Source organism: Tautonia sociabilis (assembly GCF_003977685.1).
Taxonomy (GTDB): Bacteria; Planctomycetota; Planctomycetia; order Isosphaerales; family Isosphaeraceae; genus Tautonia; species Tautonia sociabilis.
The window spans coordinates 26,617-50,103 of sequence record NZ_RYZH01000014.1 but is presented as its reverse complement, the minus strand read 5'-3'; the positions used below and the strand labels follow the sequence as shown (position 1 = coordinate 50,103).

The 23,487-nt window shown below is 71.0% G+C and carries 19 protein-coding genes; 4 read left to right on the top strand and 15 right to left on the bottom strand.

All coding sequences use genetic code 11. From position 1 onward, the window contains the following. Positions 1–38 precede the first annotated feature (38 nt). From panB to TsocGM_RS08955, 4 genes are all read right to left on the bottom strand, one after another. Complete coding sequence (gene panB / locus TsocGM_RS08970) at positions 39–818, bottom strand: 3-methyl-2-oxobutanoate hydroxymethyltransferase (RefSeq protein WP_199756735.1); 780 nt, start codon at positions 816–818, stop codon at positions 39–41. Then, entirely contained in the window at positions 751–2,364 is a 1,614-nt protein-coding gene (locus TsocGM_RS08965) for a glycosyltransferase family 39 protein (protein WP_126724973.1), read from the bottom strand. Before TsocGM_RS08965 ends, panB begins: the two co-directional genes overlap by 68 nt. Before the next feature lie 40 nt (positions 2,365–2,404). Further along, a complete protein-coding gene (locus TsocGM_RS08960) occupies positions 2,405–3,376 on the bottom strand; it encodes an aldo/keto reductase (protein ID WP_126724972.1) in 972 nt (323 codons plus the stop codon). Between the two features lie 100 nt (positions 3,377–3,476). After that, positions 3,477–4,079 (bottom strand): 3-keto-disaccharide hydrolase, encoded by a 603-nt coding sequence (locus TsocGM_RS08955; RefSeq protein ID WP_199756730.1) that lies wholly within the window; start codon positions 4,077–4,079, stop codon positions 3,477–3,479. Positions 4,080–4,365: 286 nt separating this feature from the next. Here TsocGM_RS08955 and TsocGM_RS08950 point away from each other — a divergent pair, with 286 nt between their 5' ends. Further along, positions 4,366–5,358, top strand: a complete 993-nt coding sequence (locus TsocGM_RS08950) for a sugar phosphate isomerase/epimerase family protein (RefSeq protein WP_126724970.1) — start codon at positions 4,366–4,368, stop codon at positions 5,356–5,358. 72 nt (positions 5,359–5,430) lie between these two features. Here the strand turns inward: TsocGM_RS08950 and TsocGM_RS08945 are convergent, their stop codons facing one another. Further along, positions 5,431–6,756, bottom strand: a complete 1,326-nt coding sequence (locus TsocGM_RS08945; protein ID WP_126724969.1) for a DegT/DnrJ/EryC1/StrS family aminotransferase — start codon at positions 6,754–6,756, stop codon at positions 5,431–5,433. A gap of 152 nt (positions 6,757–6,908) precedes the next feature. Beyond that, positions 6,909–7,805: an ANTAR domain-containing protein gene (locus TsocGM_RS08940; protein WP_126724968.1), complete on the bottom strand. Its 897-nt coding sequence runs from the start codon at positions 7,803–7,805 to the stop codon at positions 6,909–6,911. Between the two features lie 199 nt (positions 7,806–8,004). On the opposite strand from TsocGM_RS08940, the gene TsocGM_RS08935 reads away from it, so the two are divergent. Both TsocGM_RS08935 and cobA read left to right on the top strand, forming a co-directional pair. Further along, positions 8,005–9,261: an MFS transporter gene (locus TsocGM_RS08935; protein WP_126724967.1), complete on the top strand. Its 1,257-nt coding sequence runs from the start codon at positions 8,005–8,007 to the stop codon at positions 9,259–9,261. A gap of 25 nt (positions 9,262–9,286) precedes the next feature. Further along, on the top strand, positions 9,287–10,864 hold the full coding sequence (gene cobA, locus TsocGM_RS08930; protein ID WP_126724966.1) for a uroporphyrinogen-III C-methyltransferase: 1,578 nt from the start codon (positions 9,287–9,289) through the stop codon (positions 10,862–10,864). A 28-nt stretch (positions 10,865–10,892) separates the two neighbouring features. Here cobA and TsocGM_RS08925 read toward each other — a convergent pair whose 3' ends face one another. The 9 genes from TsocGM_RS08925 to mfd all read right to left on the bottom strand — a co-directional run bounded on the left by TsocGM_RS08925 (position 10,893) and on the right by mfd (position 22,889). Beyond that, positions 10,893–11,981, bottom strand: coding sequence for a hypothetical protein (locus tag TsocGM_RS08925; protein ID WP_126724965.1), 1,089 nt, complete (start codon positions 11,979–11,981; stop codon positions 10,893–10,895). Positions 11,982–12,074: 93 nt separating this feature from the next. Then, positions 12,075–12,257, bottom strand: coding sequence for a hypothetical protein (locus tag TsocGM_RS08920; protein ID WP_126724964.1), 183 nt, complete (start codon positions 12,255–12,257; stop codon positions 12,075–12,077). 147 nt (positions 12,258–12,404) lie between these two features. Further along, the gene (locus TsocGM_RS08915; RefSeq protein WP_126724963.1) at positions 12,405–12,869 is read right to left on the bottom strand and encodes an Hsp20/alpha crystallin family protein; all 465 of its coding nucleotides are present in this window, start codon (positions 12,867–12,869) and stop codon (positions 12,405–12,407) included. Positions 12,870–12,924: 55 nt separating this feature from the next. Continuing rightward, positions 12,925–13,362 (bottom strand): Hsp20/alpha crystallin family protein, encoded by a 438-nt coding sequence (locus TsocGM_RS08910; RefSeq protein WP_126724962.1) that lies wholly within the window; start codon positions 13,360–13,362, stop codon positions 12,925–12,927. Positions 13,363–13,790: 428 nt separating this feature from the next. Beyond that, positions 13,791–15,317 (bottom strand): phosphoribosylamine--glycine ligase, encoded by a 1,527-nt coding sequence (purD, locus tag TsocGM_RS08905; RefSeq protein ID WP_126724961.1) that lies wholly within the window; start codon positions 15,315–15,317, stop codon positions 13,791–13,793. Between the two features lie 348 nt (positions 15,318–15,665). Next, on the bottom strand, positions 15,666–16,466 hold the full coding sequence (locus TsocGM_RS08900; RefSeq protein WP_233578643.1) for an alpha/beta hydrolase: 801 nt from the start codon (positions 16,464–16,466) through the stop codon (positions 15,666–15,668). Between the two features lie 574 nt (positions 16,467–17,040). Then, complete coding sequence (locus tag TsocGM_RS26940; protein WP_158633448.1) at positions 17,041–18,654, bottom strand: CARDB domain-containing protein; 1,614 nt, start codon at positions 18,652–18,654, stop codon at positions 17,041–17,043. Between the two features lie 183 nt (positions 18,655–18,837). Further along, positions 18,838–19,026, bottom strand: a complete 189-nt coding sequence (locus TsocGM_RS08890; RefSeq protein ID WP_126724959.1) for a hypothetical protein — start codon at positions 19,024–19,026, stop codon at positions 18,838–18,840. A gap of 449 nt (positions 19,027–19,475) precedes the next feature. Further along, positions 19,476–22,889, bottom strand: coding sequence for a transcription-repair coupling factor (gene mfd / locus TsocGM_RS08885; RefSeq protein WP_126724958.1), 3,414 nt, complete (start codon positions 22,887–22,889; stop codon positions 19,476–19,478). 122 nt (positions 22,890–23,011) lie between these two features. On the opposite strand from mfd, the gene TsocGM_RS08880 reads away from it, so the two are divergent. Continuing rightward, positions 23,012–23,350, top strand: a complete 339-nt coding sequence (locus tag TsocGM_RS08880; RefSeq protein ID WP_233578640.1) for a hypothetical protein — start codon at positions 23,012–23,014, stop codon at positions 23,348–23,350. Positions 23,351–23,487: the final 137 nt, after the last annotated feature.

Here is a 23,487-nt window from a genome sequence, read left to right as displayed (position 1 = left end):
GCGGTCAACACGCTCGGCACGGCTCGGGCGGCGACGGCTCAGCGGAAGCTCTCGGCCTCGGCGGGGAACGAGCCGCCGCGGACGTCCTCGGCATAGCGCCCCGCCGCCTCCCGGACGGCCCCGGCCAGCTCGGCGTACCGCCGGACGAACTTCGGGCGGAATCCCTCGAAGAGGCCGAGCAGGTCAGGAGTCACCAGCACCTGGCCGTCGCACCTCGGCCCGGCGCCGATGCCGATGGTCGGGATGGGCAGCGTCTCGGTGATCCTCCCGGCGATCTCCGTCGGGACGCATTCCAGCACAATCGCGAACGCCCCGGCCTCGGCCACGGCGACCGCGTCGGCGAGCATCGCGTCGGCATCCCGCTGGACCTTGTAGCCCCCCAGGTGTCGGATCGACTGCGGCGTCAGGCCGACGTGGCCGACCACCGGCACGTCGGCCTCCACCACGGCCCGGATGGTCTTGGCCATCCGTCGGCCGCCTTCCAGCTTCACCGCCTGGCACTCCGTCTCCTTGAGCATCCGGCACGCCGACCGGATCGCCTGCCTCCGGGACTCATGGTAGCTGCCGAACGGCAGGTCCCCGATCACCAGGGCCCGGCGGGCGCCCCGGGCAACCATCTCGGCGTGGTAGATCGCCTGGTCGAGCGTGACCTTCAGGGTCGTGGCGTGCCCCTGGACGACCGTGCCGAGCGAGTCTCCCACGAGCAGCGCGTCGACCCCCGCCTCGTCGAGCAGCCGGGCCGTGGTGAAGTCATAGGCCGTCAGCATGACGACCCGGCGCCCCTCTCGCTTCCAGCGCAGGAGCGTCGGCGGGGTCACCGGGCTGTCGGCCGGGGCCTTGGGGGAGGGAGCGGACGGATCGGGCTTCTTGCTCGGCATGGAAGGCTCCGTCGGCCTCGGGGCCCGGGACCAGCTTGGCCACGAACACGCCGGGGCGGTCGTCGAGCACGCGATAGCGGCGCCGGGCTTGCTCCCGGATCGCGGCCCGACGCGGGTCGGGGTCGTCCTCGGGCCCGGGCCCGAGATCGGCCAGGAACGAGGCGCCCCGGGATCGGTAGAACTCGACCAGCGCCAGCGGGTCGGCCGGGTCGTCGAGCCGGCCCCCCCACTCGCCAGCGGCGCGTTGAGCGGCCGGGATCGGATGCTCCAGCCGGCAGCCGAGGCGGTCGGCCTCGAAGAGCAGCGCCTCGGGGGCGACCAGCATCGCGCCGGGGGGGACGTGCCTCCGGACGGCCTCGGCCGCCTCGGGGAGGCTCCGCCACTCGGCCGGCGTCTGCCAGGTCGAGGCCGAGCAGAGCCCGGCCAGGACCAGCCCGCCCGCCCCGACCGCCCAGGCTCCCCCGCTTCCGAGCCGCCCAGGGGCGGCGAGCCGGGCCAGGCCTCGGGCGATCCCAACGCTCAGGACCGGCGCCAGCACCATCCAATAGTATTCGTGGTGCCACTTCCCCGCCAAGGCCACCAGCGTCAGGGCCGCCGACACCCCCCACACCCACCAGAGCCGGTCGACCGGCCGACGCCACCACCCCAGGCCCGCCATCACCAGGCCGATCGGCGTGAACGTCCGGCCGATCAGGTACGACGCCGCCGAGCGGTACGTCTCCGCCCGAAGCAGGGCCGACGGCACCAGCACCGACAGCCAGATCCTCCCGTTGTCCAGCGACGCCCGGGATCCCTCCCCCGCCGCCAGTGCTCCCGCCGCGTACAGATACCAGAGCACGGCGGGCCCGATCGCCGACGCCGCCAGGGCGATCCCCCTTGTCCTCCGCTGGCCCAGGATCACCGCCAGCGGCACGAGGACGAACGCCGACGTCACCTTCAAGGCCAGGCTCGCCGCCAGCATCGGCCAGCCGACCAGCAGCCACCCCCTCCCCCGGCCGGCGGCGAAGGCGTCCCAGCAGCGCAGGGCGGCCAGTTGCGTGCCGATCATCATCGCATCCGGCTGCACCGCCCGGCCGTAGCGGATCATCACCGGCATCGTCGCGAACACGACGACCGAGAGCAGCGCCACCGACTCCCCTTCCCTCCTCCGGACCAGGCCGAACAGCCCCCAGGCGCCCAGCGAGGTCGCCAAGGCCGAGACGAGCCGTCCCGACCTCCCGATCGGCCACCCGGCCGCCCGGCTCACCCCCGCCACGATCGAGGCGTACACCGGAGGCTCGACCAGGAACAGGTTCGGGAACGGCCCGGTGTCGAGCTGAGGACGGAGGAACCCGGAACCCCGCTCCAGGTTCCGGGCCACCATCGCCGTCGGCACCTGCCGGCCGACGTAGTTCTCGACGATCGGCTGGTCGGGGAGCCAGGCCCTCAGGCCGAAGGTCGCCGCCAGCAGCAGGCCCAGCGCGGCCCGATCGACGATCCGAGGCATGCTCCCCTCCCTGGTCGCGTCGCCTGCCGAGCCCGGAACGCTACTGGGACCAGCTCGTCGGCGTCCGATCCCAGCGATGGTGGCGCAGCTCGGCATACAACGACGGGTCGAACGGCCGGTCGTCGCTGGCGGCGAGGTTGGCCTCGACGTGCCTGAGCTTCCGCATCCCGGGGATGATCGTGGAGACGGTCGGCTCGACGAGGATCCAGCGCAGGGCCAGCTCCGCCATCGACATCCCCTCCGGGACCAGGGGACGGAGCCGATCGGCCCGGTCGACGCTCGCCTCCAGGTTCTCGGGCACGAAGTAGGTGTTCCGCCAGTCCCCCTCCGGCCATCGAGAGTCTCGGGTCAGGGTGCCGGTGAGGGTCCCCTCGTCGAACGGCACCCGGGCGATGACGGCGATGTCTCGCTCTCGGCAGAGCGGGAACAGCTCATCCTCGGGGGCCTGGTCGAAGATGTTGTAGATCACCTGCACCGCGTCGATCATCCAGGTCCGAATCGCCTCCAGGCCGTTCCAAGGCTCCCAGCGGTTGACGCTGATGCCAACGGCCTTGATCAACCCCTCGCGCTTCAGGTCCTCCATGGCGCGCTGCCAGCGGTCGTCTCGGGCCCAGGAGTCCTCCCAGACGTGGAACTGGAGCAGGTCGATGTGCGGCAGGCCGAGGTTGGCCAGGCTCTTCTCGGCGTACTCCCGAATGTGATCGGGAGGGAAGCAGTCGTCGAGGGAGAACTCGCGACGGCTCGGCCAGATGAAGTTCTTCGGCGGGATCTTGGTGGCGACGTAAAGCGTCCGATCCGGATACTCCTTCACCAGCGTGCCGAGCAGCCCCTCGCTGTGCCCGGCGCCGTAGCCCCAGGCGGTGTCGAAGAAGTTGCAGCCCAGTTCGACGGCCCGTCGCAGGCTGGCCATCGACTCGTCGTCGTTCGAGCCGGTCCAGCCCCCCATCCCCCACATGCCGTAGCCGATCTCGGAGACGTTCCAGCCCGTCCGTCCGAAGGTCCGATATCGCATCGCTCGATCGCCCCCCTCCCCCCGACCGCCAGCCATCCGCCCCCCCGCCCGCCGGCCCCGGAACGTCTCGGCCGTCCGGGACCGGGGGGAGGCGCCACGATCAGTTGAGCTCTTTGATGTAGATATTCCGGAACTCCAGCGGGTTGCCGTGGTGCTGCAGCTCGATCGGCCCGGTGGCCGGGATCGGCCCTTCGTAGTCGGGCCAGTTCTCCAGCACGACGTCATCGACCACCTTCTGGCCGTTGAGGAAGACGGTGACCTTCTCCCCCTTCATGATGATGTGGAAGGTGTTCCACTCGCCGATCGGATTGTCGGCCACGGTCAGGGGGTTGCTCGGGCCCTTCTTGTTGTTGAACAGGCCGCCGGAGCCAATCTCGGGGCGGTCCCAGATCTGGACCTGGGGCTTGCCGCGCAGGTAAATGCCCGAGTCGGCCTCGGGGCCGATCTTCCAGTCGACGAACAGCTCGAAATCGCCGTAGTCCTTGGCGGTGACGAGGCTCTCGCCCTTGCCGTCGTAGTGGAGGATGCCGTCCTGGACGGTCCAGTGCTCGGCGGCGTCGCCGTCGGTCTTCCAGTTCGACAGGTCCGAGCCGTTGAACAGAGCGGTGAAGCCCTCGGGCGGCGTGTTGATCGGCCGGTCGTCGGCCCCCGGGACGACGAGCAGGGCGGCGGCCAGCGCCGCGGCGGCGGTCGGGGCGATCACGATGAGTCTCTCCGAGGCGAGAAAGTCGGGACGGAACGAACCGGCCCCTCGGCCGGTCGCGTGCCCCGATTAGACCCGGAACGACAGCCGTTGTCACGATCGTGGCGCCGAGCCGGGCCGCCGAGCCCCTCCCCCCGGCGGGCCCCGCCGATCCCCGGCCGATCGGAGTGCTCCGGCCGATTGACCCCCGAGCCGCCGGGCCCTAGACTCGCCCCCAGGGCGTCGCCGTCTCCCGTCCCCCGGCGATCCCGGGAGCCGTCCGCTCCTCCCTCCGGAGCCAATCACGATGACCGATCCGATCCGCTCGCGCCGCGATTTCATCCGGGCCTCCCTCGCCGGCGGTGCCGCTTTGGGCCTGGGCCTGGGCCTCCGGCCCGGCCGCCTCATCGCCCAGGAGGTTTCGGGCTCCCCCGCCGCCGGCACGATCGGCGACTACAAGATCTCGCTGGCCCAGTGGTCGCTGCACCGCCGCTACTTCGAGGACCGCGACCCCGCCAAGGTCGCCCAGGCCAACCTCGGCTTCCCCCGAGACGCCCGAGAGGAGTTCGGCATCGAGGGCGTCGAGTTCGTCAACCAGTTCTTCAAGGACCGGGCACGAGACGACTCCTACCTCACCGAGCTGAAGCGGCGCGCCGATGACCAGGGCGTCACCTGCCTGCTCATCATGATCGACGGCGAGGGGAGCCTCAGCGACGCCGACAACTCCCGACGCCGCCAGGCCGTCGAGAACCACAAGAAGTGGGTCGACGCCGCCAAGGCCCTCGGCTGCCACTCGATCCGGGTCAACACCGGAGACAACTACAGCGCCTCGGACGTCTCCGTCGCCGTCGATGGCTGCGCCGCCCTGGCCGAGTACGGCAAGTCCCAGGGCATCAACATCATTTGCGAGAACCACGGCGGCCCGTCCAGCGACCCCGATGCCCTAATCGCTCTGATCCGGGGCGTGGGCATGGACAACTTCGGCACCCTGCCCGACTTCGGCAACTTCGCCACCGAGGGCCCCCGAGACGAGCACCGCTACGCCATCGACATCTACGACGCCGTCGCCCGCCTGATGCCCTTCGCCAAGGGCGTCTCCGCCAAGTGCTACGACTTCCAGGACGGCAAGGAACTCTACCTCGACTTCCCCCGCCTGATGAAAATCGTCACCGACTCCGGCTACCACGGCTATGTCGGGATCGAGTACGAGGGGAACCGCCTCTCCGAACCCGAGGGGATCAAGGCCGCCAAAGCCCTGCTCGACTCCCTCCGCGGCGCCGAGTACTCCCCGAAGGCCTGACCGGATCGAACCGGCCGGGCGCGGCCTCCCTCGACCGCCGCGCCCGGCCCGGCCTGCCCCGGCCTGGCCTGGTCACGCCGTCGCGATCGCCCCGGCGTGCTCCTGAATCTTGCGGATCGCCCCGGCGATCTCGTCCATGTCGGCCCTCGAGCCGAGCAGCATGTTCTGCGTCAGCCAGACGGCCTCCGAGCACAGCCGCTCGTTGCCCGGGAACTCCAGCCGCTCCCGGTACGAGGCGAGGCGGGCCGAGGAGTAAATCGACCGATACGCCCTCGAATCGAGCGCCCGCTCCAGGAACGGCTCCCGGTAGAGCGGCGCGTATCCTCCCGAGGCCGGGATCCCCTCGGCCGCCATCGCCTTCAGGAAGCCCGACCGGGGCAGGCCGGCGAATGCGTCCGGATCATACCGGAACATGTACAGGTGATAGGCGTTCCTCGTGCAGCCCTCGTACATGCGGGCCGGGGTGATCCCCGGGATCCGGCGGAGCTGCTCCGAGAGATAGGCCGCGTTCTCCTCCCTCGTCTTCGACTGCGGCTCCAGCCTCGCCAGTTGCGTTGCGAGCAACGCCCCCTGGAACTCCGTGAGCCTCAGGTTCGCCCCGTTGCGGGCGAAGATGCCAGGCATGCCGGGGCCGGATCGCCCGTTGTTCTGGAAGCTGAGGCATTCGGCATACAGGCGGTCGTCCTGGGTGCTGACGGCCCCCCCCTCTCCCGAGGTGAGGTTCTTGCTCGCCTGGAAGCTGAAGCAGCCGAGGTCGCCCAGCGTCCCCACCTTCTTCCCCCGCCACTCCGCCAGCGGAGCCTGGCAGGCGTCTTCCACCACCGCCAGCCCTCGACGGCGGGCGATCTCCAGCACCGCGTCCAGATCCGCCGGAGCGCCGCCGATGTGCACCGGGATGATGGCCCGGGTCCGATCGGTGATCGCCTCCTCGATCTTCGACGCGTCGATCTGAAACGTCTCCGGATCCACGTCCACGAAGACCGGCAGCGCGTGCTGGAGGATCACCGCGTTGATCGTCGCCACGAACGTGTACGGGGGCACGATCACTTCGTCTCCCGGCCCGATCTCCAGCGCGTTAAGCGCTGTGATCAGCGCGCTGGTCCCGTTGGCGGTCGCCACGCAGTGCCGGGAACCGAGCCGATCGGCCCACTGCTGCTCGAACCGCGCCACGCGGTCGCCGTTGCCGCGGTACCAGCAGCCCGACTTGAGCACATCAACCAGCGCCCGGACGTCCTCGTCGCCAATGATCGGCCATCTCGGAAACGCCGAGCGCCGCACCGGCTCGCCCCCGAGCACCGCCGGCTTCGCGTCGCTTCCGGCCGACCGGGCCGATCGCCCGACCCATCCCAGGGCCGTCGCGGCCCCGAGCATCGCCCTCCGGGAACACCTGGGGGTCATCTCGGTCTGCTCCTCTCGGGACAAGCAACCACCGGCCGGTCCCCGTCCCGTCGGGCGCCCGGCCGCTACCCCTCGCCCGGCGAGCCTATCGCACCCGAGGGCCTCCCGCCATGCCGTTCCTCGCCCCGGCGCGCCCGGGTTCCGCCCTTCGCTCAGCCCTTCGGCTTCCCCTCGAGCACCGGGTTCGGGACCCCCTCGGGCCGAGCACGGTGCCGGTGCGGGCCGTGCGCCCGGCGCCTTCGGAGCGAACCGGAACGAGCGGAGGGGCCCGAGGTCAGGCGGTCGAGCACGAAGACCAGGTCGTCCGGATCGACCGGAAGGTCGAGGCAGGCCAGGGCCCCGCTGCGTCTGGCCGTCGAGACGCGATCCCGGTCGGCCAGCCCGAGCAGCGCGACCACTCCCCGGCCTTGCGCCGCCGCCGCCAGCCGATCCGACCAGTCGGGCTCCAGCACGGGCACGTCCCAGACCACCCAGGGCTCGTCCCCCCCCGACGGCCCCTCGGCTCGTCGAGTCGGCCGGTAGCCGGCCCCGGCCAGCACGTCCTCCAGCATCAGCGCCAGGTCGAGCTGCCCGCTCGCCACGGCGATGCGGCGGCCCCCGCCTCCCGGCGCTCGATCGCCGACCAGCCCCAGATGCCGGGCGATCGTCTCTCGAGCCGTCGCCTCGGGGAGCACCGCGTCGACCAGGCCCGACCAGCCCATGACCTGGTGATACCGGGCATGCCGGCCGACGACCAGCACGACCCGAGGCCCTTGGCCCCCTTGCCGGGCCTCCCGAAGCCGATCGGCCTCCAACGCGCCGAGGGTCGCTCGGTGAAGCACCAGCACTCGGGGAGGATCGCTGGCCTCCCATCCTTCGGGCAGCTCCGAGCCGTCGAGGTCGACGGTCCCCGGCGGCATCGCCGATCGCAGCGCCCGGACCCACGGGTCGGACAGATCTCCCGAGAACTGCACGTCGCTCCGATCGCCGTCGCCGTCCACGCCGTCGACCCCCCGGCCATCGTCGGGGGCGCGATCGCCCCCTCCGGATCCGGAGCGGCTTCGTAGCACATCCCCGCCGATCCCGCAAGCGGAGCCGACTCCGGCGGGGCCCGTCCCGTCCGGGCCGAAGCCGCCCCGATTGTCCGCCGGACTCGGCCGCCGCTATCATGGGGGAGAACCGATCGGCCCGCCCCCGTGTCCATCGCGGTGGCGGGTCATTTTCGTCAGACGGCAGGTCCCGAACCGGTTCGATGCGAAGGGGGCGTTCGTGAGCATCCGAGGGGCGACGGCGGGCGGAGTGGCCTTCCTGGCGGTCTTGACCGTGGTGCACCTGATCGTCGACGCCTTCGCGGCCTCGGTCCACCCGCTCTGGCCCGACCTGCAGGTCCGGCTCGGCGGCGGGGCGGGGATGATCCAGGCGGCGTTCCTCGTCTGGAGCCTGACGACCTCCGCCAGCCAGCTCGTCTTCGGCTATCTCGGGGACCGCCATCGGGGAGGCTGGCTTCTCTGGGCCGGCCCGCTGCTGGGAATCTCCTGCATGGGGGCGGTTGGGCTGTCGGCGTCGCTGCCGGCGCTCGGGGCGCTGCTGATCCTGGGAGGGCTCGGAGTGGCGGCCTTCCACCCGGAGGCGGCGGCGGCGGTCGGCCAGGCGATGCCCGAGTCGCGCAGCCGGGCGATGTCGATCTTCGCCACCGGGGGCTTCCTCGGCCAGTCGCTCGGCCCGCTCGGCAGCGGCTGGATGTCGGAGCGGTACGGTCTGCCGATGCTCGCCTGGAACGTCTCCTGGGGGATCGCCCTGGTGGCGATCCTCGTCCCCTGGCTCCGGGCGAGCACGCCGAAGCACGACCCGGCCTCCTCCGGCCGAGGGGCCGCCCTTCCCGAGCTGCTCAGCGTCAGCGGGGGCCGGCTGGGGACGCTGATGGGCGTCGGCATCCTCCGCACCTTGCCGGCGGCCGGAGCGCCGATCGCCCTGGCGTTCCTGCTCGAGGCCAGGGGGGCGGGCAACGACCGGATCGGGCTGGTCCAGGCCGCCTTCTTCGGCGGGATCGGCCTGGGGGGCCTGGCCTGCGCGGCCCTGGTCAGCCGACGCCGGGAGCGCCTCGTGCTCTGGCTCTTGCCGATGGTGACGGTTCCGCTCTTGGCCGCCTGCCCGGCGGTGGTCGGGGCGGGGATGGTGGCCGTCTCGGGAGGGCTGGGGCTGATCGTCGGCCTGGGGCTTCCGGTCTACATCAGCTACGGCCAGCAGCTCGTGCCCGAGGGGCCGAGGATCGCCAGCTCGATCACGATGGGGGTGACCTGGGGCCTCGGCGGCGCCCTGGTGGCGGGGATCATGGCCGTCAGCGAGCGGATCGGCCGCCCGGACCTCGCCTTCGGCACCTTCGCCGCGTCGTCGCTGCTGGCCGGACTGGCCTGCCTGAGGCTTCCCGAGCCGGCCCGACGCCGGACCTTCCCGGCCGAGCCCTCCCCGACGGTCGAGCCGGCCCCGCCACCGATCTCCCGCCCCGGCGAGGCGGCCTCCTGCTGACCCGGATCGAAGCGAAGGCCCTCCCATGAGCCCCCCTCCAGCCCCGGAAGCGATCCCCGTTGGCACGGTGACCCTCGTCGGCGCCGGCCCGGGGGACCCCGGCCTGCTCACCCGGGCCGGCGCCGAGGCGATCGCCCGAGCCGACGCGGTCGTCTACGATCACCTCATCCAGGACCGCCTGCTCGACCTCGCCCGCCCCGACGCCGATCGCATCTTCGCCGGCAAGCGACGCGGCAAGTGCCCCGTGCCGCAGCCCGAGATCAATGCCCTGCTCGTCCGACTGGCCCAGCAGGGGAAGGCCGTCGTCCGGCTCAAGGGGGGCGACCCCTACGTCTTCGGCCGAGGGGCCGAGGAGGCCGAGGCGCTGCAGGCCGCCGGCATCCCGTTCCGGATCATCCCCGGCGTGACCGCGGGAGTCGGCGCCACCTCCTACGCCGGCATCCCCGTCACCCACCGCGACGCCTCCTCGGCCGTCGCCTTCCTCACCGGCCATAACGAGCCCGGCGGCCCCGACGACCGGATCGACTGGCCCGCCGTCTCGAGCTTCCCCGGCACGATCGTCTTCTACATGGGCTTCCGCCACCTGTCGGGCATCTGCTCGATGCTGGTCCGTCAGGGCAAGCCCCCCGAGACCCCCGCCGCTCTGGTCTGCTCCGGTTCCACCTCCTCCCAGCACACCGTCTCCGGATCGCTGCTCGACCTGCCCGACCGGGTGCGCTCGGCGGGGGACCGCGTCGGCTCGCCAGCCCTGCTCGTCGTCGGCGAGGTCGTTGACCGCCGGGGGCCGCTCTCCTGGTTCGAGCGCCTTCCCCTCTTCGGCCAATCCGTTCTCCTGACCCGCCCGATCGGCGAGGCCGACCGCTCCGCCGCCGACCTGGAGGCCCTCGGCGCCGAGGTGCTGGTGGCGCCGACCGTTCGGATCCTCCCGGTCGACGACCCCGCTCCGATGGACGACGCCATCGCCCGGCTCGACTCCTTCGACTGGCTCGTCTTCACCTCCGGCAACGGCGTCCGCCACTTCCTCGACCGCCTGCCCGCCCTCGGCCTCGATCTCCGAGCCCTCGGCCGCCTGAAGCTCGCCGCCATCGGGCCGGCCACGGCCGAGGCCCTGGCCGGGTATCGCCTGAGGGCCGACCTGGTGCCCGGGTCCTACCGCTCCGAGGGGCTGGCCGAGGCACTCCGACCGCTCGTCTCCGGCCGTCGGGTTCTGCTCGCCCGGGCCGACCGCGGCCGGCCAGTCCTGAAGGACGAGCTGGAGCGGGTGGCGATCGTCGAGCAGATCCCCGTCTACCGCAACGCCGACGCCGACGCCCTGCCCGACACCGTGCTCCAGCGCCTCGATCGCGGCGCGATCGACTGGATCACCCTGACCAGCTCCGCCATCACGGAGCGGCTCCACGCCCTGCTGCCTCCCTCGGCCCGATCCCGGATCGCCTCCGGCTCGATCCGACTGGCGAGCATCAGCCCCGTGACGAGCGACGCCGCCCGTCGCCTCGGCTGGCCGATCGCCGCCGAGGCCGAGGAGCACTCCTGGCCCGGCCTGCTCCGGGCACTCCGGGCCTCCTCGACGACGGCAGCCAAGAAGGCCAGCACGTCGGGCTGATGGATCGCCTGATCGATCGGGCACCAGCTCACCGATCCGGACGATCGACGCCCAGGTCTCCCGGCGTCTTCGACCAGTCCTCTCCCTTCGGGTACCGCTCGCCGCCGTCGTCCTTGCCCTCGGGACCGACCGAATCCAACTGGGAGGAGTCCCCGCCGTCGAGGACGCGATCCACCGGAGGACCGTCGGCGAAGGGATCGGTCGGCACCGAGGGGAGCTCTTCGGGAGCGAGATCCTCCAGCCGATCGGGAAGCGAGCCGACCCGATCCCGGTACGATCGGATCGCCAGGTCGATCATCAGCAGGCGGCGACTCGCGGCGTTCCGGCGATCCGCGTCGCGCATCGCGTCGTAGGCCGGAACGGCCAGGGCCTGCATCGTCCGTCTCACGGACGGGACGACCCTCAGGACGACGCGAGTGCGCCTCGAGAGCCGGGCCTCTCCCCAGGCCCGGTCCCGGGCGATCACCTCCTCGACGTCGGGGCGATCGGCCTCGAACTCCCGAAGCCTTCGGAGGAGTTCCCGGCGCAGGTCCGGATCGAGGTCGTCCCGAATCCGGCGGATCCCCTCGAGACCGCAACCGTCCTCGATCGCCATTCCGGTGAGCCAGTGCATCGAGGTGCCGTTCCGGCTGGACTGGCGGGCCAATCGGATGGAGGCGATCGACCGGAGGGCCGAGTCGGCGACGCGCCCGTCCTGATGCGCCACGATCGCGTCGGCCAGCATCAGGCGGCCGAGCATCCGGAAGGCCCCGGTGTCGGCAAGGATCGTCTCGTCGTCGGACGGAGAGAAGGACAGGGGGACTCCGCTCGGCAGGTCGAGGGCCTCATCGGCGTCCCGGAGCGCACCGAGGTTGGCCTCGACCCAGGAGCGCAGCTCCTCGAGCGAGGCGGAGCCGATCTCCCCCTGGTTGGGGATCGGCCCCTGGATCGACCGGGCGGCCCGGAGCAGCGCGTCGTAGCCGTTCGGCTCGGGGACCGGGGAAGGCCGGAATCGGGGAGTCGAGCACCAGACGAGCAGCGGGATTCCCGCAAGGATGGCCAGGGGAAGCCAGGCGGCGAGCAGCCAGCGCCGCCGTCGTCTCCCGGGTTGAGTCCGCTCCGGCGCCTCATCCGTCATGCGGAGGTCTCCTCGGAAGGTACGAATCCACCGAGGGGCGATTCGCCGAGGGCGGCCCAAGCTTGACCGCGCCGAGCGAGGTCGGACAGACGGTCACCGGAGTTCGCGGTACGTCTCGATGCCCTGCCAGATCACGAAGCCGGCGCCCAGGACGAACAAGATGTCCAGGACGAGGTACCGGCCGAAGATGCCGAGGATCAGGTCGAGCAAAAAGAGCAAGGCCACCAGCCCCGCGACGATCATCGACGCGAAGCAGAGGATCTTCTCGGTCTCCATGAGAAAACGCGCTCCGGGCGGACGACGGACGGAGGAGAGCCTTTGCACGACTCTACCACACGTGGCGAGGCGGCGAGGCTGCCCATCATGCCCATCTCGCCGGAGGGGATCAAGCCGACGCCCGGGCCGCGTCCCGGATCCGGGGGCTCATCCCTCACCGTCCATTCCCCGGATCTCGATCCGTCGGGGCTTGGCCCGCTCGGCCTTCGGCAGCCGGAGGCGGAGCACCCCGTGCTTCAGCTCGGCCGAGATCCGGGAACGGTCGACCTCGTCGCTGAGGATGAACGTCCGCTGGAAGGGCCCGGGGGGGGCCTCCTCCAGCATCGGCCCCGCTCCCTCCGGGACCGGCCGGGAGGCCTCGGCCCGGAGGGTCAGCAAGTTCGACTCCAGCTCGATCGACACCGAGTCCTCGGAGCATCCCGGCAGGTCGGCCAGCAGGACCAGCCCGCCGGGCTCCTCGAAAATGTCGATCGGAGGCGTCCGGAAGACGGGAGAAGGGCCCGGCCGGATCGGCCGCGGCGATCGCGCCGGGAAGCCCTGTTCGAGCCCGTCGCCGCGGTCGGCGTCGTCCCGGCCGTCAGCGACCCGGATCGGAAGCTCAGGGGCGGGCATGATCGGGCCTCGCTCGCAGGGAAAGGGGAACCAGTGCGGGGGACCGTCGGCCTGGTCACTCGGCCGACGAGACGGCGATCTGCCTCGGCCGGGCGTCGGCGTTCTTAGGCACGACGACCGTGAGGATCCCCCGGGCGAAGCTGGCCGAGACGCCGGCGCTGTCGATCCGATCGGGGAATGTCACCGACCGGGCCCAGCGGCCGAACTGCCGCTCTTGCCTGCGGTAGGTCTCCTCGGGCACCCCCTCCGGCCGACGGCGCTCTCCCCGGATCGTCACGGTCTGCCCGGCGATCCCCAGGTCGATCTCCGAGGCCGAGATCCCCGGCAGCTCGGCCGTCAGGTAGTACCGATCCCCCTCGTCGTACAGATTGATCGCCGGGAACGGCCTCGGGACCCGCAGGCTCATCGTCTCGATGTTGCCCAGCAGCCGACCAACCTCCTGGCGGATCTCCCGGAAAGGATCCCACTGCCCTTGCCATTGCAACCCGCCCATCCCCGTCGGCCTCTCCACTCCAACGACGTGCCGCAGTCGAAGGTCCTGAACCTTAAGCGGCGCAGCGGAGCATCAATCATGCCAAGGGGCTCCGGCCCGCCCACTGACCTCGACGAATCGCACTTAACCTCCGTTTCTCACCGGACTTCGGAGCGATCAAGCCGATCGCGGAGATCGTCTCCCCGACCGCGACTCCCCGCCCCGGACCTGCAAGAATGGCAGCAGAGACAGCAATCACGGCATGCCTCGCGGACGGGCTGCCAGATCGGCAGCCGAAGAAAGAACCGGGGGCATGGAATCCGACCGTCCCGGCTCCGGGACGACGAGCCGTCCTGGCCAGACCAAACCGCCCTGCTCGGCGATCCGGCCCGCGGGATCGAATCTCACCCTGATCGGATCGTTGGTCGACGGCCGACCGGGGCGGGGCCTCAGGCCGTCTCGTCCTCTCCGGAGGAGGCCTTGGGGTTGAGGGCCCGGTCGGCGATGTCGTGCCGGAACCAGCCGCCGGTGAACCGGATGGAGGAGGCGGCGCGATAGGCCCGCTCCCTCGCCTCGGCGACCGTCTCGCCGATGGCGGTCACGTTCAGCACCCGGCCGCCGTCGGTGACGATCCGGGGGCCTTGCGGCTCGTTCCGGGTCGTCGTGCCGGCGTGGAAGACCTTCACCCCCTCGATCCGGTCGGCTTCGTCCAGCCCGTTGATCGGCCGGCCCCGCTCGTAAGGGCCGGGGTATCCCTCGGCGGCCATCACCACGGTGACGCTGGGCCTCGGATCCCAGTCCAGGGTGATCGTGTCGAGCCGCTCGTCGACGACCGCCTCCAGGGCGTCGAGCAGATCCGACCGCAGCCGCATCAGGATCGCCTGGATCTCCGGGTCGCCGAAGCGGACGTTGAACTCCAGCACCTTCGGCCCCTGGTGCGTGAGCATGATCCCCGCGTACAGCACGCCTCGAAAGGCGCGCCGGGAGCGCTTCATCGCATGCACCACCGGCACGAGGATCTCCCGCTCGACCTCGGCCATCAGCTCGGGAGTGAGCACCGTCGCGGGAGAGTACGCCCCCATGCCTCCGGTGTTCGGGCCCTCGTCGCCATCATAAGCGCGCTTGTGGTCCTGGCTCGACTCCAGCGGGATGATCGTCCGGCCGTCGGTCAGCGCCAGGACGCTGGCCTCCACGCCGTCGAGCCGCTCCTCGATCAGGACGCGGTCGCCGGCTCGGCCGAATTCTCGGCGGACCATGATCTGATCGATCGCATCCAGCGCCTCTCCCAGATCCTTGCAGACGGCCACCCCCTTGCCCGCCGCCAGGCCGTCGGCCTTGATCACCAGCCCGATCGGCCGGGAGAGGACGTAGCGCCGGGCCTCCTCGATCGTCTTGAACGACCGCCGCTTGCCCCGCTCGTCGATCTCCACCTCGGCCGAGCCGGGGACGAGCACCTCCCGGGGGTCGAGGATCGCCTCGATCGCCGCGATCGCCTCTGCCGCCGTGCGGCAGTGCTGCGTCCCCCGCACCGGGGTTCGTCCCCGGGGGCGGAGCGTCAGGGCGACCTCCCGGGAGAGGATGAACTGCTCGGCGTCGGGGGCTCCTCGGAAGACGCGGAACTCGGCCGTGGGGATGCCGGCCTGCCTCATCAGCTCCTTGGCGAAGATCTTGCTTCCCTCCAGCTCCGCCGCGTCCTTCCTCGGGCCGAAGATGCGCAGCCCCTCGCGCTGGAACGCGTCGACCAGGCCGTTGACCAGCGGCTCCTCCGGCCCAACGACCGTCAGCCCCACGTCCCGCGCCTTGGCGAAGCGCACCAGCTCCTTTGAGTCTTTCGGGTCGATCGGCACATTCTCGGCGTCCCGGGCCGTGCCGGCGTTGCCCGGGGCGCAGTAGACCGTCTTCACCCGGGGAGACTGCCCGAGCTTCCAGCAGAGCGCGTGCTCGCGCCCCCCCTTGCCGATGACCAGGACGTTCACGGATCGACTCCCTGCGGCTCCCCGGATCGGCCCGGTGTTGGGCCTCATCATCCTCGAGGCCCCATTCTACCCGCCGTCGCCGTCCCTCGCGGCGCGATCTTCGAGACGCGATGGCCAGAGGCCGAGCCCCCGCCACCGTCCCCCGTGTCGAAAATCGATCCGAGCGGCCCACGGACGACGATCGCCGCCCGGCCCCCAACTCGACGCGCCGGTCCCGGACTCATCTCGAACCGCGATCGGGAACCGACCGCTCGATCGGACGCTCGGGTCGATCCCTCGGAGGACCGGGCAGGACCGGCCCGAGCGGCGGGGAGGGCCTCGGCCTCGCTCCGCCGCCGCGATCCCGGATCAATCAACCGGCGCCGTGCACTGGTCGATCAGCCAGGAGTCGATGTCCGAGAGCATCATCGGGGTGATCGCCCGGGCCGACTCGTAGCCGCGGAAGCCGACGCGGAGCCCGGCGTTGCGGAGCATCGCCACGTCCTTGCGGGCGTCCTGCAGCGGGGCTCGGGCGTTCCAGAGGCCGTGGAGGGCCAGGATCCGGAGCGACCGGCACTCGTGCCACCGAGCCAGGGGCCGGAACCCTCGAGGGATCCAGCCGTTGATCGCCACCACGCCCGCGAACCGATCCGGATGGCTCAGGCCGATCCGGTAGGCGACCGCCGCCCCCTCTCCGATGCCGACCAGGAAGATCCGCTCGGAATGGACATGAAGCGCCCGCATCGTGCGGCGGACACCGGCGAACAGGGCGTCCTCGATCGCATCGACCGGGTCGGCCGGGCCGCCGGCCATCACCCGGGAGATTAGCCCCGAGGGCTCCGGCTCCTCCCACTGAGGGCCGGGGCGCCGTCGGGGATGCCGGAACGCCGGCCCCCAGTCGAACCCGGCGGGCCGGCCTCCCCGGGTCAGGGCCTCGGGCCCCCGAAGGCCAAGCCCGACGTAATTCCGCCAGCTCATCGTCGGCATCGCGTCGACGAGCTGCTGCTCATCCCCCCCCCGGCGGTGGAGCAGCACCAGCAGCGGGTAGGCGTAATTTGGCTCGTACCGGTGCGGGACAAAGGTCGCCTCGGCGTTGGGGTCCGGCCCCATCGCGTCCCCGGACGACCGCTCGCGCTCGATCGGGCCGGGCGTCCGGCGTTCCTGGTGCATCGCGCGGGCTCCTCAAGGCAGGTGCATCACGACAGGAAGGACAGAACTCGGCCTGCGACGTCCGGCCCCCGGCACCCCTCCAGTCGAAGGGGCCATCACCCCCGTCGGGTGGCTCCATCGACACTCCCGGTGCGGCTCGGGCTGGCTCGCCTCCTGTCCGGAAGCATAGCCAGGAAATTGCCATTCTTCAACAATTTACCTAGTCCATAACCCCTTTTCTCGGAGGCCAGTTCCGACCAATTCGAACGTGCGCAATCTGCGGGATCGGTCAGGAATGGGCCAAATGCACAAGACTCGGAAGACATGCCCTCCGAGAGAATCCTCGAGCCCGTCATTCCCGCCCCGGCCCGGGCCCCCCCCGGCTTGAGCAGGGGAGGCCGGTTCTCCGAGGGAGGGGAGGGGCCCGGCCGGGGTCGATTGCCCGGCTCGGCCCCGCAACCCGGGCTCCTGGATTCTCCGGAAGCCTTGATCCATTCGATGGTTCCGCAAGCTTGGCGGCGAACGATCGGTGCGGCGGACATCACCTCCCGCCGGAATCCTTGATTGATCGATCGATCGATCGATCGCTCGGGACTCAGGCCTGGTTCCACGGGGTTCCTCTCGGCCCCCTTGGCGTTGGGGAGGGGCGATCGCGGTTTCGGGCGATGAGTTGCTGCCGGCGCTGCTCTAACTGCTGGCGGAAGGCCTCCAACCGGGCCCGATACGCCTGGATCCGCTGCTGCTGATCCGGCCGGGCGGTGGGGGGCTGGTTGGGTCGCGACGGGGTCGGCGTCGGGGTTGGGGTCGGCGTCGGGGTTGGGGTCGGAGAGGAGGGGAAGGGGCTCTCGGGGGCCTGGAGGGTGGGCAGACTGATCGTCATTGCCGCCGAGCCGGCGGCGTTATCGGCCTCGTCGGCCTCATCGATGACGTTGTCCGGGTCGACCTGGACGATGATCCGTCCCAGCCCGTCGCCGAGCGGAACGCCGAAGGGGAGCTTCCCGGGCAGCTTCAGCGTCTGGGTCACGGTAGTCGAGGCGCCGGCCGGCAGGCCGGGATCGATCCGGGAGTCTCCCAGGACCAGGGCGTTGGTCAGTTCCCCGTTCGGGCCGCCGAGCAGGTAGCGGAGGGTGATCGGCCCGGCGTCGGCGTTCCCCTGGTTGGTGATCGTCGAGGAGACCTGGAAGGTCCCTCCCCAGGTCAGGGTGGCGCCCGGGGTCAGCACGCTGCCGGCGGCCAGGTCGGGCCGAGGGGCGTTCGGGTTGGCCGGCTTGGCGGCCGGGTCGGGCGCGATCGAGACGACGTCCCAGTCGATCCCCCGGCCCTGCGGGGCCGGCGGGGCGAGCGTCGGGTTGACGTCGTGGTCGGCGTCGGCGACCGCCCGGGCGATAAACCCGCCCGCCTCGGGGAACCTCAGCGGAGGGCCGTCGGGCAACCGGACCGTCCCGACCACGTCAACCGACTGGTACGGCAGCAGTTCCGGCACCTCGAGGTCGCCAACCAAGGTCACCTCGTTTCCCGAGCCAACCGCCACGTTCGGCGGCGTGAGGACGACCCGCACCGTCGACGCCGGCGCCGGGCCCCCCAGCGTGTTCTCGACCCGAGCGGTGACCTGGACCGTGTCTCCCCATTCCAGCGAGGTCTTGTCCAGGCGCAACGACCGGATGGCCAAGCTCGCCGGCTGGTCGGGGACGATCAGCACGGTTGTCGAGTCGATCCCCGGCCCCAGGTCGAGGTTATTCGCCGAGTTCGACTCGGGGATCGCGTCCCCGGCGTCGACGACCAGGCCGATGTGCACCGCCCCGTCCTGGCCGACGCCGGCCAGGGCGGTCGGCGGCAGGTCGACCTCCTGCTCGAAGTTCGCGTCGGCGCCGGCCCCGAGGCCGTCGAAGGAGATCGAGCCCACCCGGACGGCGCCGGTCGAGCGGTCGGCCGAGGTCGAGACGTAAACATCAACCTTGAAGGGGGAGGAGGCGTCCGCGTCCCCTTGGTTCCGGATCGTGCCGGCGACGGTCAGGCCGGTGCCCCAGTCCCCATAGGGGTCGGCCCGGAACGAGACGGCGACCAGGTCCGGGGCCTTGGCCCCGGCCGCGGCGGCCTCGGCCGCGGCGGAGAGCAACTGGCGACCCTCCAGCGGCTCGAACCGCAGGATCTTCGGGCCCCGAGAACCGGCCCGGCGCCCGGCGGCATCCCGACGGTCGTGCGTCGGCATCGTCGTCTCCTCCTTGAGTCCCGGCCCCGATCCCTTCCGAGAGCCGGGGGTGCCCCTCGACATCCTCGCCCGCCTCTCGGCGGACGCGACGAGCGACCCCGGCCCGATCGGGCCGATTGCGTACGGTATCGCGGCGATCCGTCGCGGTCAAGCGCGTCCTGCGGCGACCTCTCCCCGGTCCCTTCAGGCTCCCGGCGGCGGCCCGTCGTCGATCGTCCAGTCCTGGACCTTCCGCTTGGCCTCCAGGACCTTTCGCACCATCGGGCCGAACTGCTTGTCGCGCCGGTCGCCATCCCTGGCGGCGGCGGGCTTGCCGCCGTCGCGCTTCCGGGCTACCGCGTCCCGCTTGCGCCGCGTCTTCTCCGATGCCATCGCCGGGGGCTCCCCGGGGCGCCTGGTGTTCCGGGTCGACGCCCGACCCGACTTGCTTCGGAATCGACACCCCGCCTGCCGAGGAGGTTCGCGGCCGGGCCCCGGAGCCGGGGGAGGCTCCCCCCCTGGCCTCCCTTGCGACCCGGAAGGTCGGCGATCTCGATCCCCCAGGATCGGCACAACGCTGGGGGGATCGAGGGCCCGGCTCCGGGGGATCGTGCGAGGAAACCTCGACCCGCCGTCCAGGATGGAGTCCGCTGATCGTCCCGGACTTCGGGGATCGGGCCAAGGCCATCGCCGGAACGGTCTTGCGCGGCCCCTTCCGGCGACCTTCGGCATGCCGATCGGCCCCGTCTTGAGCGATGACCTTCTCTGGGCCTCGGGCCGGATCCGACCGCATCGCTCCCCGAGCCGGAACGGGCTACGCATCGGCGATTTCCGCTCCGATCTCAGGCCTTCCGCCTCGTCCTCCCCTGGAGCCCCTGCCTCACCGGGACGGCTCGATCGGCGGGAATCGCCACCGAGGGCGAGGACACCGGAGCGGCCTTCTCCGGGACGGCCGCGTCTCCCTCTTCCGTTCGGACGGCCTCCCGGGCCGGCTTCGGCGGCGAGAGCAGGGCTCGGGCGAGCGAGGCGATGGCGGCCGGCCCCCGGTCGTCCCCCAGGGGGACATACGCCGACTTGCCGTCGACGATGCGGACCATCCCCGGCGGATGCTGCCTCGCCAGCGCCTGGATGCGCTTCGCGTTCCGGTAGGAGAGGACGAGGAAGCCGTCCTCCACATGCAATCGGTTGATCATCCAGTGCTCGGCCAGGATCCGCAGTTCGGCCTCGACCAGCAGGTGATCCGCCGGCTCGGGCAGAGGGCCGAAGCGGTCGACCAGCTCCTGCCGGAAGTCCGCCAGCCGCTCCAGGCTCCGGAGCCGTCCGACGCGACGGTACAACTCCACCTTCAGCTTGTGCGACGGCACGTACTCCGCCGGCAGGTACGCCCGCCACGACAGCTCGATCGAGCAGTCGTACCTCGGCCGCTCCCCCTTGCCCGTCAGCGACCGGACGGCTCCCTCGAGCAGCGAGCAATAGAGTTCATAGCCGACCGCCTCGATGTGTCCCGACTGCTCCGCTCCCAGGATGTTCCCCGCCCCTCGGATCTCCAGGTCCCGCAGCGCGATCTTGAACCCCGCGCCCAGATCGGTGAACTCCTCGATCGCCTTGAGCCGTCTCACCGCGTTCGGTGTGACCGACTTGCTCTCCTCCAGGATCATATAGGCATAGGCGCGATTCTTGGAGCGCCCGACCCGTCCCCGGAGCTGGTGCAGGTCGGCCAGGCCGTAGCGGTCGGCCTCGTGGATGAAGATGGTGTTGGCGTTGGGGATGTCCAGGCCGCTCTCGATGATCGTCGTGGCGACGAGGATGTCCGCTTCGTGCCGGACAAACGCCATCATCGCCCGCTCCAGCTCCTCGCCGGCCATCTGGCCGTGGCCGACGATGATCCGGGCCTCGGGCACGAGCTGCTGAATGCGATCGGCGACCGATTGGATGTCGTACACCTTGTTGTGCACGAAGTAGATCTGGCCGTCCCGGTTCAATTCGCGGCGGATCGCCTGGCGGATCATCGCGTCGTCCCACCGGGTGATCCTCGTCTCGATCGCCTTGCGATCCGGGGGAGGCGTCTCCAGGTTGGAGATGTCCCGGATCCCCAACAGGGCCATGTGCAGGGTTCTCGGGATCGGCGTGGCTGAGAGGGTGAGGATATCCACGGTGGCCCGCAGCGACTTGAGCCACTCCTTGTCCTCGACCCCGAAGCGCTGCTCCTCGTCGATGATGATCAGGCCCAGGTCCCGGAACGCCACGTCCTTCTGAACCAGCCGGTGCGTGCCGATCAGGATGTCGACCGTGCCCGCCGCCGTGTCCTTGAGCACCTGCCGCACTTCCGACCGGGGGCGGAAGCGGTTGATGACCTCGATCCGGAAGGGGAACTCGGCCATCCGTCGAGTGAAGGTCCGGTGATGCTGCTCGGCCAGCACGGTCGTGGGCACGAGCACGGCGACCTGCTTGCCCGCGTCGGCCGCCTTGAAGGCGGCCCGCATGGCGACCTCGGTCTTGCCGTAGCCCACGTCGCCACAGATCAGGCGGTCCATCGGCCGGGGCTGGGCCATGTCTCGCTTGATGGATTCGATCGCCGAGAGCTGGTCCGGCGTCTCCTGGTAGGGGAAGGCCGCCTCGAACTCGGCCAGCCAGTGCGAATCTTCCGCCGGATAGGCAATGCCCGGCGAGCTGGCCCGCTGCGCCTGGATCTGAATGAGATCCTGGGCCAGGTCGACGACGGCCTCGGCCACTCGCCGCTTCCGCTTCTCCCACGCCGACGACCCGATCTTCGACAGCGGAGGGTCCGCCTTCCCGCCGCCGACGTACTTCTGCACCAGGTCGATCGTCGCGATCGGCACATACAGCCGGGTCCCCTCGGCGAACTCCAGGACAAGCTGCTCCTCGGCGTACCCGGCCCCCTTCTCCTTGTCCACCAACTGAAGCCCGCGATACCGAGCGATCCCGTGGTTGACGTGGACGACCAGATCCCCTTCATTCAGATCCAGGAAACTGTCGATCGCTCGGCTCTCGTACCTCCTGCGGCCGGTTCCCCGGCGCACCTCGGCCCGGTCGAACAACTCATGATCGCCGATGACAAGCAAGCCGGCGTCGATCAGGTGGAATCCCGACCGCACCCGCCCCAGGGTCAGCTCCAGCCGCCCCTCTCGGACGAGCCCGGTGTCGGCGAACACCTCTCCCAGCCGCTCGACCTCCGCCGCGTTGTGGCAGGCGATCAGCACCCGGTGCCCCGCCGAGGCCGACTCGAGCTCGGCCTTCACCTTCGCCAGCTCTCCCGAGAACCGCTCGACGCTCTCCACCCGCAAGCGGCACGTCGTCTCCAGGCTGCTCGACGCCACCGCCGACAGCGCGATCGACGGCCGCTCCGTCAGCCTCCGGAAGGTCCCCTCGACGGTGAACAGCCCCCGACGCCGCTCGACCCGGGCCAGGTAGTGCCCCCCCTGCTCCTTCAGGTCCTCCGGCTCGACCAGCGCCACCCAGCCCCCCTCCGGGAGGTAGTCCGCCAGGTGGCCCAACGCCTCCGGCTCGGTGTTCGACGCCGCCGAAGGCGCCGTCAGCGCCACCGCCTCCAGCCCCCCGAGCGACCGCTGCGACTCCGGGTCGAACGGCCGGATCGACTCCACGTCATCCCCGAAGAACTCGATCCGCACCGGCTCCGCCCGATCCAGGGGGAAGACGTCCAGGATCCCCCCCCGGAGGCTGAACTCCCCGGCGACCTCCACCACCTCGACCCGAGTCATCCCCCGGTCGACCAGCCAGGCGATCAGCCCCTCCACCGGAACCGTCTCGCCCACCCGGAGCGACCTCGTCGCCTTCGCCAGCGCCGCCGGGGTCGGCACCGGCTGCATCAGCGCCTGCATCGACGCAACGACGACCCGGGGCGGATCGTCCAGGAACCGCCGAGCCACCCGGAGCCGGCGAGCAAGGAGCTCGTCGCCGGCCGTCGCCTCGCTCGGCGGGCGTTCCCAGGCGGGCAACGTCTCGACCGACACCCCCGCGAAGGCGGCCAGGTCCTCGGCAAAGTCGTCCAGGTCGCCGACGTGAGGGATGACCACCAGCATCGGCCCCGGCGCGTGCCAGGCCAGCGCCGCCGCCGCCAGCGGAGCGGCCGACCCCCAGGCGCCGTCGATCGCCCCCCCCTTCCCGTTCTTCAGGGCGGCGAGCACCTCGGGGAAGCCGTCCGAGTGCTGGATCAGCCGGGTCAGGTCCCTCAGCGAGCGCGGCGGGGCAAGCGTCGGGGCGGGGGCATCGGCCATCAGTCCCTCGATGATCGGCAGGGCGACGGAGGTAGACCGGGCTATTGTAGGTCGGGCCTCGGGTTTCGCCCATGCGGAGTTGAGACCCGAATCGATCTCACGCAGCGCGGCGGAGTGGCGGAGTGGCGGAGTGGTGGAATGGCAGAACGGCAGAATGGCAGAGCAGCAGAATGAAAGAATGGCAAAAAAAGAGTGGCAGAATGAAAGAATGGCAGAATGGCGGAGTGGCGGAGAGGAGGAGTGGCGGAGAGGAGGAGTGGCGGAGAGGAGGAGTGGCGGAGTGGCGGAGAGGAGGAGTGGCGGAGTGGCGGAGAGGAGGAGTGGCGGAGTGGCGGAGAGGAGGAGTGGCGGAGAGGAGGAGAGGCGGAGTGGCGGAGAGGAGGAGAGGCGGAGAGGAGGAGAGGCAGAGGTCGCCGACGGAGTCGGACTCGATCGACACTCGCTCATCCTCTTCTCTGTGACCCTGCGACCCTCGGCCCTGCCGCTCTGCGACGCCGCGTTTCCGCAACTCTGCAACTCTGCGTCTCTGCACCTCTGCGTCCCTGCACCTCTGCGTCTCTGCACCTCTGCGTCCCTGCACCTCTGCGTCCCTGCAACT

Coding starts and splice junctions, on each gene's coding strand:
- TsocGM_RS08965 (WP_126724973.1), bottom strand. CDS start 2,364: ATGCCTCGGATCGTCGATCGGGCCGCGCTGGGCCTGCTGCTGGCGGCG.
- TsocGM_RS08960 (WP_126724972.1), bottom strand. CDS start 3,376: ATGCGATATCGGACCTTCGGACGGACGGGCTGGAACGTCTCCGAGATC.
- TsocGM_RS08950 (WP_126724970.1), top strand. CDS start 4,366: ATGACCGATCCGATCCGCTCGCGCCGCGATTTCATCCGGGCCTCCCTC.
- TsocGM_RS08945 (WP_126724969.1), bottom strand. CDS start 6,756: ATGACCCCCAGGTGTTCCCGGAGGGCGATGCTCGGGGCCGCGACGGCC.
- cobA (WP_126724966.1), top strand. CDS start 9,287: ATGAGCCCCCCTCCAGCCCCGGAAGCGATCCCCGTTGGCACGGTGACC.
- TsocGM_RS08925 (WP_126724965.1), bottom strand. CDS start 11,981: ATGACGGATGAGGCGCCGGAGCGGACTCAACCCGGGAGACGACGGCGG.
- TsocGM_RS08920 (WP_126724964.1), bottom strand. CDS start 12,257: ATGGAGACCGAGAAGATCCTCTGCTTCGCGTCGATGATCGTCGCGGGG.
- TsocGM_RS08915 (WP_126724963.1), bottom strand. CDS start 12,869: ATGCCCGCCCCTGAGCTTCCGATCCGGGTCGCTGACGGCCGGGACGAC.
- TsocGM_RS08910 (WP_126724962.1), bottom strand. CDS start 13,362: ATGGGCGGGTTGCAATGGCAAGGGCAGTGGGATCCTTTCCGGGAGATC.
- TsocGM_RS08900 (WP_233578643.1), bottom strand. CDS start 16,466: ATGCACCAGGAACGCCGGACGCCCGGCCCGATCGAGCGCGAGCGGTCG.
- TsocGM_RS26940 (WP_158633448.1), bottom strand. CDS start 18,654: ATGCCGACGCACGACCGTCGGGATGCCGCCGGGCGCCGGGCCGGTTCT.
- TsocGM_RS08890 (WP_126724959.1), bottom strand. CDS start 19,026: ATGGCATCGGAGAAGACGCGGCGCAAGCGGGACGCGGTAGCCCGGAAG.
- mfd (WP_126724958.1), bottom strand. CDS start 22,889: ATGGCCGATGCCCCCGCCCCGACGCTTGCCCCGCCGCGCTCGCTGAGG.